At 45.2% G+C, this 11,281-nt stretch carries 12 protein-coding genes; 3 read left to right on the top strand and 9 right to left on the bottom strand.

Annotated elements, in window-relative coordinates; genetic code table 11:
• The first annotated feature begins 132 nt into the window (after positions 1-132).
• Positions 133-693 (top strand): RNA polymerase sigma factor, encoded by a 561-nt coding sequence (locus tag Q0R37_RS12920; protein ID WP_294754920.1) that lies wholly within the window; start codon positions 133-135, stop codon positions 691-693.
• Positions 680-1,753, top strand: coding sequence for a hypothetical protein (locus Q0R37_RS12915; RefSeq protein ID WP_294754918.1), 1,074 nt, complete (start codon positions 680-682; stop codon positions 1,751-1,753). Before Q0R37_RS12920 ends, Q0R37_RS12915 begins: the two co-directional genes overlap by 14 nt.
• A gap of 43 nt (positions 1,754-1,796) precedes the next feature.
• On the opposite strand, the gene Q0R37_RS12910 is transcribed toward Q0R37_RS12915, so the two are convergent.
• The 9 genes from Q0R37_RS12910 to Q0R37_RS12870 form a co-directional block, all read right to left on the bottom strand.
• Positions 1,797-3,080, bottom strand: a complete 1,284-nt coding sequence (locus tag Q0R37_RS12910; protein ID WP_294754917.1) for a hypothetical protein — start codon at positions 3,078-3,080, stop codon at positions 1,797-1,799.
• 315 nt (positions 3,081-3,395) lie between these two features.
• Positions 3,396-3,596 carry a hypothetical protein gene (locus tag Q0R37_RS12905; protein ID WP_294754916.1) on the bottom strand — a complete coding sequence of 67 codons (201 nt, stop codon included), beginning with the start codon at positions 3,594-3,596 and terminating at the stop codon, positions 3,396-3,398.
• Positions 3,597-3,601: 5 nt separating this feature from the next.
• The gene (locus Q0R37_RS12900; protein ID WP_294754915.1) at positions 3,602-4,465 is read right to left on the bottom strand and encodes a DUF4097 family beta strand repeat-containing protein; all 864 of its coding nucleotides are present in this window, start codon (positions 4,463-4,465) and stop codon (positions 3,602-3,604) included.
• Positions 4,458-5,102, bottom strand: a complete 645-nt coding sequence (locus tag Q0R37_RS12895) for a DUF1700 domain-containing protein (protein ID WP_294754914.1) — start codon at positions 5,100-5,102, stop codon at positions 4,458-4,460. The genes Q0R37_RS12900 and Q0R37_RS12895 overlap by 8 nt, the downstream gene beginning before the upstream one ends.
• Positions 5,089-5,421, bottom strand: a complete 333-nt coding sequence (locus Q0R37_RS12890; protein ID WP_294754912.1) for a PadR family transcriptional regulator — start codon at positions 5,419-5,421, stop codon at positions 5,089-5,091. Before Q0R37_RS12890 ends, Q0R37_RS12895 begins: the two co-directional genes overlap by 14 nt.
• 234 nt (positions 5,422-5,655) lie before the next feature.
• A complete protein-coding gene (locus Q0R37_RS12885) occupies positions 5,656-6,741 on the bottom strand; it encodes a PASTA domain-containing protein (protein ID WP_294754910.1) in 1,086 nt (361 codons plus the stop codon).
• A gap of 12 nt (positions 6,742-6,753) precedes the next feature.
• Positions 6,754-7,320: a sigma-70 family RNA polymerase sigma factor gene (locus Q0R37_RS12880; RefSeq protein ID WP_294754908.1), complete on the bottom strand. Its 567-nt coding sequence runs from the start codon at positions 7,318-7,320 to the stop codon at positions 6,754-6,756.
• 212 nt (positions 7,321-7,532) lie between these two features.
• Positions 7,533-9,470: a serpin family protein gene (locus Q0R37_RS12875; protein WP_294754906.1), complete on the bottom strand. Its 1,938-nt coding sequence runs from the start codon at positions 9,468-9,470 to the stop codon at positions 7,533-7,535.
• Between the two features lie 179 nt (positions 9,471-9,649).
• Positions 9,650-10,537 carry a M15 family metallopeptidase gene (locus Q0R37_RS12870; RefSeq protein ID WP_294754905.1) on the bottom strand — a complete coding sequence of 296 codons (888 nt, stop codon included), beginning with the start codon at positions 10,535-10,537 and terminating at the stop codon, positions 9,650-9,652.
• A 227-nt stretch (positions 10,538-10,764) separates the two neighbouring features.
• Here Q0R37_RS12870 and Q0R37_RS12865 point away from each other — a divergent pair, with 227 nt between their 5' ends.
• Positions 10,765-11,181: a GNAT family N-acetyltransferase gene (locus Q0R37_RS12865; RefSeq protein WP_294754904.1), complete on the top strand. Its 417-nt coding sequence runs from the start codon at positions 10,765-10,767 to the stop codon at positions 11,179-11,181.
• Positions 11,182-11,281: the final 100 nt, after the last annotated feature.

The raw sequence follows: 11,281 nt of genomic DNA, 5'->3' as shown, positions 1-11,281 counted from the left end.
GCCATCGGCGAGGATATTTTTATATCTTATGGGACGCAGTTTATTTGACGCTTACAAATGCGCGTAGTTTTACCCGTTTTCTTCGTGTAATAAGTGAAAGCACAGAAAGAGCTTTCGGAAAGGAGCTTGTCAATGGACAACGGTGCAAGTAGCTACCGCCGTTTCCGTGACAATGGTGACCAAAGCGGATTAGTCGAGATAATAAGGGACTACAAGGACGGTCTGATACTGTATCTGACGAGCATAGTCGGCAATGTACGAACTGCTGAGGAGCTTGCAGAGGACACCTTTGTGCTTATCGGCACGAAAAAGCCGAAGGACAAGGGGAAGAGCTCGTTCAAGACCTGGCTTTATACCATTGGAAGGAATGTAGCGATAGATCATTTAAGAAAGCGTTCAAGACATATGGAAATTTCCATTGATGACAGTGCCGAGCTCGTCAGTGATGAGGACGAGCTGGAAACAGCATATATAAAAAAGGAACAGCGGATAATGGTGCATAAGGCTATGCGAAAGCTCAGTCCCGATCATCAGCAGGTTTTGTGGCTCGTATATTTTGAGGAGCTCAGCAATAAGGAAGCTGCCATGATAATGAAGAAAAGCGTCCGCAGTGTAGAATCCCTTTTATATCGTGCGCGGAAGTCACTCAGATCACAGCTTGAAATGGAGGGCTTTGACTATGAAAAACTATAAAGATATGGCAAGGGATGTACTTCATCGCATAGATGAGTACGAAAATGAAAGGAAAAGGAAGCAGATAAAACTGAAAAAGACAGCAGCTTTTGCTGCACCTGCCTGTGCGGCAGCAGTTGCGGGCATATTTCTGTGGAAGGGGGGAGCTGACCTCGATAAACGCGGACAGATCGTCGGCACTGTGGCGGATACATCGGTCTCAGCTATAGTTTCGGCAGATAACAGCAATTCAGCGGCAGATATTTCAAATACTTCCGCTACAGCAGGCAAAAACGGAAAAAGTAACGGTCAGACAACAGAAACGACAGTGAGAGCCGATAATAAAGAGACTACAGCGGCAGCCGATAAGCAGGGCTCAGATACAACAGGAACGTCGGCAAGGGACGGAGACGAACCGAAAACTGCGGAAACACAGACTGCTTCATCCGAGCAGAGCATTTCCCTCAGCAATTCCTCGGCAGGGGACAGAGATGGAGATGCGGTGATAAACGGTGAGTACTATTTGCAGACATCTCCTGATGTAACCTACACAGCAGACAGATACATCGGCTGCGGCAGTGATTTTGATGGCTTTTACAAAAACCGCGGCACGAGCGCTGAGTTTTACACTGTAAAGGAAAGTGCGGATATAGTGCTTGTAAAGTTCGGCAACGGCGGACAGGTCTATCTTAAAAGGACAAACGAAGCGCCGCCCGAAACTCCTTCGATTATCACCTCCTATCCTATAACTGCATCAGCGAGCTATGCTGCGCCGCCCAACGGCGAATGCGGACTTTCTGTGGGGCTTTACTATGCAATGGAGGATTATGCTGGAAGTGCGGATTATCTTTTAAAAGGCGATATATTCAGTGATAATCATAAGATATTTGACCGTGAGGTATTACAGGCAGAAGCAGAACGCCTCAGCAGCTTAGGGTACAATGTTAAGGTTGTATCCGAGTCGATGCAGTCTGGAGAGGATTATTATTACCTGACGCTGACCCTGACCTATGAGCAGATAAGGAATTTCCCCGAAAAGGATAATTACGGATATTTCCTTATGCTGTATGACGGTTCATGATAATGAAAAGGACTTCCCGAAAGGGAAGTCCTTTTTAATGATATCACTTTTTCTTTTTAGGCTCGGTATACTTGCCGTTTTTGAAGTCCTTTATAGTTTCTTCGGTGAGGTCATTGTCCATACCGAGTATATAGAGCGAGTCGTTAAGGCGTTCCTTGACAGCCTTCTGATAGGATGTCTTATCGGTCCTCTCGCCGTTGACCGAGTAGGATATCTCGGCATTTTCGTCCTGCTGCTTGCTGTTTTCGGTATCGCCGTAGCTGAATACCTGTGACAGCTTGTAGTTATCATTGAAGGTATAGATGCTTCCTGCGGTATAGCTCGGACTGTCCACCTTTGAATATATCTCCTTATTCTTTTCGTCAAAGCCGATAGTGCCCTCTGAGTTGCCGAAGCTTCCAACAGGTACAGGACAGCCGTTCCATGAGAATACCTGAACGTAGGGAGCGTAGTGATAAGCGCCCGAAATGAAGAGCTCTGGTACGTCATCACCGTTTATATCCATAAGAGAGAAATGATTGTCGTCATTTTCTTTTCTTGTTTTGAGATAGTCATTGAGGACAGCCGCAAAAGCATCCTTCCAGTCGTCGTATTCACCGAGAGCAGCCTTTATAACATCGTCGTCAAAGCTGTGATCCTCGCCTATATCCTTGATAAAGCCCGAGATAAAGTGATTGTATTCCTGGGTGAAGGTCTCCTCGCTGACAAATACACCGTCTTCCTTTACAGCAAGGTTTGAACGCTGGAACGAGCCCACATTTGCCAGAGCCTTGCCCTTAAGGCGGTAGAGCTGGATATTCATTACCTGTATATCGTCGCGGTATCTTGTGGTAGTTATGAGGCTTCTGTCCATGACATAGTTGAGCATATCACATTCAGTGATAGGATCAAACTGTGTGTAGAGACCGCTGCTGATGGTTTTTATGAGGTAGGTCTTGTTGCCAGCAGGGCCGTATGAGATTATAAGCTCGGGAACAAGATCGTCGTTGACGTCGTATATCGTAAAGCGGGCTGTATCATCATATTTATCCGATTTTTTGAAGTCCTCGAGAGCTTCGCGGTATACTTTTGACCAGTCAAGGTTGGCAACGGTTGTCATGTCCTTGGTTTCGCCCAATACTATCATTTCCGACGGGTCCGAATCAAGAACGGGGTCTGTGGGAGCAGGCTCGGTAGGACCTGTAGTTCCTGTAGTATCATCAATTGTGTCCGAAGCAGATGTTGCATCGGCAGAAGCAGTCGTGTCTGTGTTTGAGGTATTGGTGTTTTTGCTTGTGCATCCGCAAAGCAGCGCGGTTATACAAAGTAAAGCTGTAAGCTTTTTCATGATATGACCTCCAATGAAGTTTTATTAAGTCGTATGTATTATAACATATTATTACTGATTTGTCATCACACTTTTTGCGATTTTCGCTAATTTTTCATTTTTTCATTATTACTATGACATATTCGTGAACATTTCCAGCCTGATAAATCATAATTTTGCATCGCAAAATTTTGATTTACAATGCGGAATTAGGAATTATTTTGATCCGTCGGCGTAAGCCGACACATTCAATTCCGCATTACGAATTACGCATTATAAAAACGCCATAGCACTTCCGATCAAACATCAAAAGTACTATGGCTTAAAATATCTATATCATGTATTATTTTTTATGGGATCGGAGCTGTCGTGTTCAAGTCCCGAAACAACGGCGCAGAGCTTTCTGACCGTACCGTTATCGAACTCTATGGTCACCACGGTATCTCCGCCGAGGGGGAGGGTATCGGTCACAGTGCCCCTGCCGAAAAGGCGGTGCTTTACGCGGTCACCTTTTTTGAACTCAGCATTTTCGGGCATAGCATTTATTCCTGACCGTAGTACACATTTGCCGCACCGACGCCTGTGTCCACATCAAGCTTGTACTTTCCGCCGTTTGAATAGAAGTCATCGGGGGGATTTGTAAGCCTGAATGTCATTTCACCGACTCCGCCGTCAGCGTCGATATTGCCGTTGATCGTTCCTGTGAACTCAAAATTGCCGACTCCCTGATCCACATCTATACCGCCGAGAATTCCGCTTATGATTATCTCACCTGCACCGCCGTCGATATCGAGCTTGCCCTCGCAGTTTATATCGGTTATATTTACCTGTCCTGCGCCGCAGTCGATCTCGCTTTCGCTGCACCTGATATTTTTGAATGTTACTTCTCCCGCGCCGCAGTTTACGCTGAGCTTATCGCAGGTTATGTCCGAAACAGCCGTTTCGCCTGCGCCGAGCTCAAGTATAAAGCTGCTGTACTCATTTTTGGGGAGAAGTATATTTACTGTTGTATCGTCCTTGCCGTTGTTCCAGAAATCAATGAGATTATGTACTTTTAGCTTCTTATTTGTATAGTATGTGCGGAAAGTACCGTTTTTTACCTCTGCACCGAAGTCTTCGGGAACGTTTTTTGCGTCAACATGGATATCGTCGTCCTCGCTCAGTCCCACAGTGAGATCTGCCCACTCTATATCCATATCAAGCTTTCTTACGTCCGATGCGCTGAAGCTCTCATTGTAGTCTTTGAGCCTGAGGCTGCTCTTTACGCCGAAAATTCTGAAAAGGGCAAAGCCTATTATGAACAGGATAAGACCCACAAGTATGCATATGAGCCATGCATGGCTCCCGCCGCTTTTTTTCTGAGGAGCTGTCTGAGCTCCCTGTGTTACATTATTATTCTCATACATTTTCTTTCTCTCCTTTTTTGAAAAATCCGGCTACCCGGTTGAAAAAGCGTTTTATGGCTCTTCCGCAGGCAGGGATGAACGTATTGAATGCAGGCTTGCAGATCAGCATAATGATACCTGTAATGATAAGTCCGACGCCGATAAGCATGAGTGCAATGGAAGGGGTCTCAAATATTGCGGCGATACCGCCTGCAATGAGTGATATAGCTGTAATGACAGCTGCAAATATCAGTGAACATACGACCACTATGAGAGTGAACAGCAGCGCACATATAACTATGAGTATCGGGAGCCATATCGGGAAAGTCAGGACCGCAAGCACTATCCTGAGCGCCCACTGTCCGCCCGAGGTCTTTTTTGCAGGCTGAGCAGCGGTATTATTGCTGAAGTTCTGTGCGTTTGAGTCCTGCGGAGGCATAACGGGAGCAGTATCTGCGCGGATACCGCTTTCACGGAGGATATTTACTGCAACATCCTCGGGTGCGCCCATAGAAGCCGCAGTTTCCTCTTCCTTGCCGAAGCCTGCGTCGAGGAACACCTCCTCATAGTAAGTCAGGGCGTCATTGATATCCTCTTTGGGAAGACCGCCTTTTTCAAGGCTGTTCCTCAGTCTTGTAAGAAATTCAAGTTTGTTCATTACTTTCAGCTCCCTCATTCAATAAAATACTGTCGATCTTTTTCTTATGGCTTCGCCATTCTTCTCGGTATTCCTCAAGTGAATCGTTACCCTGAGGAGTGATACGGTAGTATCGTCTGTTCCTGCCCATGAACTCCTTGTCATATGTTTCAAGAAGCTCGTTTTTCTGCAAGCGTCTGAGGACGGGATAGAGAGTAGATTCGGAAATGTCCACAGCCTTACGCAGGTATTGGGTTATCTCGTAGCCGTAGGTGTCATTGTTCTGAACGATGGAAAGCACCATTGCATCGAGAAGCCCCGCATTGATAGAAAAACCCATAGCGCAGCTCCTTTCCTGTAGATTATAATATTTTATAGCTTGTAATATCTAAGCTCTGATAATATTATACGCCGTATAATATTGTTTGTCAATACAATATTATGAAATTTAAGTAAGACTGTATACCTGCACAATTGCAAAGCTGAAATTTTATCCGCTGATTGTCGTAATATAACAAAAGAGCCCGCCGAAGCGGACTCTTAATGTGTGCTGAATTAAAATTCATGGATATGCTTATGTACCTTGACCGTCGCTGAAATAGAGCGTTATCTCGTCGCCTGCTTTTACTATTGCATCGCTTACGTTCGTTCCACGATAGTCCTCCATAGTCATTTCATCCGAAGCGCTGCCTGTACTTACGTAAAGAGTTACCGTCGAGCCCTTTGGAACCGTCTTTCCCTCTGAGGGTACTGACTTTATAATATAGTTTGGTCTGACAGTTATATCTTCTGTTTTTTCTATAATTACTTTGAGACCTCTTTCATTGAGCTGCGCCTTTGCAAGATCTGCCTGTATATCATCAACAGGCGGTATTTCAACAGTTTCCGATGATGTTTTATCAAGCTGCTTCTCATAATTCCATATCTCACTGCTGTTATCTTTTGCTGATGTCCCGTCAGCGGCGTATAAGAACTTATCAGGTTCCAATTCGACAGAGTTCAGGAACTGTGTTATCTTATCATTAATGCTGTAATGCTTAGTCTCTGTTATGCCATCGGCTTCTTTAAGATACGTTATGGAACCGTCCATCATACTTACCATGAGCAGGTACGGATCATTATTATTATATATGTGCAGGATCGAAATTTCACCATCAGCAGGCTCCTTATCCTTCAGTTCTCTCCACGGCAGCTCATCAAGAATGGAAACGAGCTCCTTTACATCTTCGCTTTCAAGCTCTATAGCCGCAGGCGCTATTGCAGGGCAGAGCATACGCACCCTGTCTATCTTGCCGAAGGGATAATTGCTCTCTGCGGCTGTGACAGGCGGAAGAGTACTTTCATTATCTACGCGGGCAACGAGAAATCTGCCTTTATGCAGCATAGCCCAGCTGCCTGTCGCACTGCCTGCTATCAGTGCGATAACAGCCGCCGCCGAAACTATCTTATGCCATAAGGGCCTTTTGTATATCTCCACGCCTGAAACTTCAATAACGGGAGCTTCTTTACTTTCTTTGGTTCTTTCGTTGTAAATCTTTCTGCTCATTGCAAACATCCTTTCCCTGTCACTTTCGGAAGCAGGGCAGCTGTCTGCAATTCTTCTTATTTCAGCATCATCTGCATTTTCAAGTATATCAAGACATAAGTCCTTATCTTTCATACCTTTACCTCCTTACAGTGAGATGTTCATTTCGGTGAGCTTTTCCCTCAGCCTGACCAGTGCGCGGCTGCACCGCATACGGACGGCTTCGGGGGTCATGGACACTATCTCCGATATTTCCTTTGAGCTCCGCATAAAAAAGTATTTCTGCATGATTATGACGGAATCGGGTTCGCCGAGGAGCTCCACGCAGTGCAGTAGCTTTGAGCGTATATCATTGTTTGTGACGATCTCCTCGGTATTGTCTGGAGCTTCAAGCTGAGCGGCTTCCTCATCGTCAACAGAGACCGTATTTATATTCTTACGGGTAAGCCTGCTGTAAAGGTCAGCAGCCTTTCTTCTTGCCACCGTGCCTATGAAGCCCGAGATATCGCCGCACAGCTCCTTGGTCTCATTGTAGTATATATAGATGTCTGCAAAGGAGTCGCTGACGCATTCCTCGATATCCTCGCGGCTGGCACAGCTGCGGAGCCTGCTGAAAACAATTGTATAAACGTAGTTGAAATATTCGTTGAACAGGATACGCTGGGTTTCCTCTTTTGAGCTGAGTGAAGCTTTTCTGTATTCCTCATGTGTCATGATCTCACCTTCTGACTGCAAAGCTTTTATAATGCATTGTATCGGCTTTCACTATATCTATTCCGTTATTCTGAAAGAAGTGCAACGGGAAAAGACATATTTTTTTGTTTTAATTAATATCCCCTGTAAATGTACATTCTTTATTATACTGTCTGATTCCCGTAAAAGCAAGAAAAAGCAGCCGATACAAGCGCATCGGCTGCTTAAAAGCGTTATTTTGTCTCCAGCTGAGTAGCTGCTCCGATGAATAACGGAACATTGTTCTTGTCAACTATCATGTAAACGAAAGGTCTGTCAAGGTAGATATATACTTTCTTTTTCTCTATGGGAGCTGCTGCGCCAGCGCCCATGACAACGGCTGTTGCAGCTGCTGCCTTTGTGCCCTTTTCGGTTACTTCTATCTTTGTCTTGTGGAGAACGTCGTCAATATACAGCGGAAGAGCGTCCTCTACAGAAAGGTCGTTGATCTTTGAGAAATCTGCCTTATTCTCATCAAAAGCGGTCTTCATTCCGAGATCGGAGAGGATATCCTTGAGGGATTCGCTGTAGTTGTACTTGAATTTCGGGATCATTACATAAAGGTCTACAGTATCGGGATCCTCACATTCTTTAAGTCCCTCCGCAAGAGCGGCTCCGTCGAGATTACTGATATACTCATTGAAGTCAACGTCCTCATGGGGGAGGATACCTACGAAGCTGTAATCGCCGTTTTTATACGGCTTCTTGAAGGCGTCGGCATTTCCAAGGTCGAAGTACTGTCTCTCCATGCTGTCCATTTTCTTGATGGGGAGCTTATTGCCGTCAAGGTCTGTGAAGGTGCCGTCTGTTGTACTGAGATACGGGCTCCACCACTCAGCTTCAAAGTAAAGCGTATTTATGAGCATCATCATGGTGTTTGACTTTATGTTTTCCTTAGTGATAAGAGTAGGTATCATGCCCTGAGTATTCCTGTTTACCCAGCTGTTGACATCTTTTACAATGGTGTCGGGTTCAAAGGCGCTCTTGTATATCTCGGCATTGTAGTACTTCTTGTTTGTTTCGAGAAATTCGTCATATACCTTTAATGTGGGATCGTCCTTGAACCATATGGAATCTGCAAGGTATATCTTTTCCTTCTCCTCGTCGGGGAGCTGACTTATATAGTAAGCCATATACTCGTTCATTTCGTCAAGTGAAAGGCCGTTTCCCAGCACCTTTTCCATTTCGCCGAGAGTTTCTCCGTCAGCGCCGTTTGCAGTCATTGAAAGAGCTGCCGAAACGGAGAGGGGAGAGATAAGAAGATTTTTCACTCCCTCTTTTTTGTTCTCATAGCATTTTTTGAGAAGATCGACGCCGAAGTTCATTTCTGCCCCTGCGAATTTCTCGTCTGTGGCAGTTCCCTCGGAAGACTGCACATTTACGGTATTATCAAGGCGGACGCTTCCGATGGCTGAAGCTCCGTTGAATGTCTTTGCTCTGCCCAGTGTGTAATCAACGACCTGTCTGAGGTCCTCATCGTCAATGTTTGTGTCAAAGTTTATATCTCCGTTGAGGAACTGGTCTTCGGTGAGCTTTGCGGAGAGAGTTCCCGCGATATACTTTTTATAGGTAAGCACGTCGAAAGCGTCTACAACTCCGTCGTCGTTGATATCGCCGTAGTAATGCTCATTGGGGTCTTTTACAGAAACGATCTCGTCAACAAGAATAATACCACCGCTTCCGCGACCGTTCCAATAGCCTGTCTTAGCGAGTTCATCGTTTTCCTGAACCGAAGCAAATTTGATATTTACTCTCTGTTCCCTTGCAAGGTCCTTTACCAGCTCATAGCTTGAGGTGTAGTCATCTGGATATATGCCTGTGGAACGGCTGTCTCTCAATTCAATTTCCTTAGCGTATTCGTAAAAATAAGTATTCCTGCCCATTGATGGGATAAGCGTTATCCGTACAAACCTTGGATCAGCATCTATATCATATATGTAAGCGTCAATGAATTCATATTCGTACATATTGGTCTCTGCATTGTAGGAAACCTTTATATATTCGTTCTCATTTTCGGTTTCAGCTGCGATAACCGGAGCTGCCGGCGGTTTTATACTGCCTGCAAATCCGAATACCAGCGCAGTGCTCATGATACAGGCTGCAATACGTTTGATTTTTGTCTTATCACCCATTAAAAAAACTCCTCTCATGTCATGTCGCGGATATAACTATCCGTGCTTTCAGTATAGCACCATGCAGAGGATTTGTCAATAAAGAACGGGGATTTTCACTAATATTATTTATATTTTTACAATATTTTTGTTGATTAGTGGAGGGCAAACAAAAAGGGCGGATAGATCCGCCCTTTGTCTTAATCCTTGTATTTTGAATCAATGCCGAAGTATTCTTCCATAGTAAGACCGCTGTTGCGGATAGCATATGAAAGGTCTGTGCCGACATAGCGAACGTGCCATGATTCATACTGATAACCCGTGATATCCTCCTTGCCCTGAGGGTAGCGGAGGATAAATCCGTACTCGTGACAGTGGTCTGCGAGCCATTTAGCCTCGGGAGTCAGCGCAAATGAGTCATCAATACTGTTTACATCAATTGCAAGTCCCGACTGATGCTCAGAATGTCCGGGACGAGCGGAATATGTATCTGCAACAGCCTGTCCGTCGCGGGCTACATAGTTATTGTATATCTGGCTCTGATATTCGTATGAACGGAAGCCGGAAGCAAAATAGATGTAAAGGCCCTGCTTTGAAGCGTCGTTTGTCATTTTATAGAACTGGTTCTCACAGGTAGGGTCAAGACCCGGGGCAAAGTCCGCAGGGAGACTGTATGTCTTATTGGCTATGAGAGCGCCCTGTATGTATGTTATTCCTGCGATGTCATGCTTTGCAGGTGCGGGAGCGTAGTCTGCGTCCTCGGGTGACGGAGCCTCTGTCTTTATTACGTCCTCGGCAGGAGCTTCACCGCCTGCGGGAGCAGCTTCGGCTGTGGTCGTTTCAACAGCGGCTGCTGTTGTTGTTTCTTCTTCGGATGATGTCGTTTCGGCTGTGGTGGTTACTTCCTCGGAAGCGGCTTCCGTTGTACTTTCCTCATATGCCGAAGCTGCAGCTTCGGTGGGAGCAGCAGTCGTGGTTTCGGCTGATGCGAATTTTCTGCGGGATGTTGTTCCCGAGTCGGTGCTTCCGCAGGCTGTGCATGAGAGCGCAGCTGCTATCGCCAGTGTTATGAGTATACTTCTTTTCATTTTTATATCCTCCTGTGTTTATTGGGTTTCTGTAAAAAACAATCGGAGCAGGGAAGAAAAGTGTTACAAAGATCACTTTATTTTTATATTTTGACTAAATATGTCGCCTGCACACCTATTTTATCACATTTTGTCGGATAATGCAAGTGTCGGAAAAGAATTGCTGTTTATTGACATATACAGGCGGCTGTGCTATAATATTTGAAAAATCGGAAGGAGATACGGCAATGAACGGACTTATAATAAGGTACAATGATCTGAGCGCAGAGGAATTCATAGAATTATGGGAAACAGTATGGGGGCAAGGTCCGTCTCTGGAGCAGACAAGGCTTGCAATGAAAAATACCCTGTTCAGGGTGTCTGTCTTTGACAGAGACAGGATAGTGGCTATGGCACGTGTTATAGGCGATAAGGGACTTGATTACTATATCAAGGACGTAATTGTCAGACCTGAATATCAGGGCAGGGGGATAGGCAGGCTGCTGATAAACGAACTGCTGGAATATGTGGATGAAAACGGCGTAAGCGGTACTGATGTATTTGTGGAGCTTTGTGCCATGCCTGACAAGATACCGTTTTATAGGAAATTAGGTTTTGACTCCAATGAAGCGAAAAGACTGAAGATGTATTATCATGTAAAGTAATGACCAAAGCCCCGAAGCGCTGCTTCGGGGCTTGTTTGGTTCTGTGATAAATCAAAATTTACGCATTGATTACGCCAACCCAAAAGGAAGGGATTCCAAA

The sequence above is a fragment of the uncultured Ruminococcus sp. genome, assembly GCF_946415235.1.
Classification (GTDB): Bacteria; Bacillota; Clostridia; order Oscillospirales; family Ruminococcaceae; genus Ruminococcus.
This window is presented reverse-complemented; position numbering and strand designations above follow the sequence as displayed.

What these genes read in the sequence shown, in the direction of transcription:
- Q0R37_RS12865 (WP_294754904.1), top strand. Translation starts at nt 10,765, where the DNA reads ATGAACGGACTTATAATAAGGTACAATGATCTGAGCGCAGAGGAATTC.
- Q0R37_RS12915 (WP_294754918.1), top strand. Translation starts at nt 680, where the DNA reads ATGAAAAACTATAAAGATATGGCAAGGGATGTACTTCATCGCATAGAT.
- Q0R37_RS12910 (WP_294754917.1), bottom strand. Translation starts at nt 3,080, where the DNA reads ATGAAAAAGCTTACAGCTTTACTTTGTATAACCGCGCTGCTTTGCGGA.
- Q0R37_RS12900 (WP_294754915.1), bottom strand. Translation starts at nt 4,465, where the DNA reads ATGTATGAGAATAATAATGTAACACAGGGAGCTCAGACAGCTCCTCAG.
- Q0R37_RS12880 (WP_294754908.1), bottom strand. Translation starts at nt 7,320, where the DNA reads ATGACACATGAGGAATACAGAAAAGCTTCACTCAGCTCAAAAGAGGAA.
- Q0R37_RS12895 (WP_294754914.1), bottom strand. Translation starts at nt 5,102, where the DNA reads ATGAACAAACTTGAATTTCTTACAAGACTGAGGAACAGCCTTGAAAAA.
- Q0R37_RS12920 (WP_294754920.1), top strand. Translation starts at nt 133, where the DNA reads ATGGACAACGGTGCAAGTAGCTACCGCCGTTTCCGTGACAATGGTGAC.
- Q0R37_RS12885 (WP_294754910.1), bottom strand. Translation starts at nt 6,741, where the DNA reads ATGAAAGATAAGGACTTATGTCTTGATATACTTGAAAATGCAGATGAT.
- Q0R37_RS12905 (WP_294754916.1), bottom strand. Translation starts at nt 3,596, where the DNA reads ATGCCCGAAAATGCTGAGTTCAAAAAAGGTGACCGCGTAAAGCACCGC.
- Q0R37_RS12870 (WP_294754905.1), bottom strand. Translation starts at nt 10,537, where the DNA reads ATGAAAAGAAGTATACTCATAACACTGGCGATAGCAGCTGCGCTCTCA.
- Q0R37_RS12875 (WP_294754906.1), bottom strand. Translation starts at nt 9,470, where the DNA reads ATGGGTGATAAGACAAAAATCAAACGTATTGCAGCCTGTATCATGAGC.
- Q0R37_RS12890 (WP_294754912.1), bottom strand. Translation starts at nt 5,421, where the DNA reads ATGGGTTTTTCTATCAATGCGGGGCTTCTCGATGCAATGGTGCTTTCC.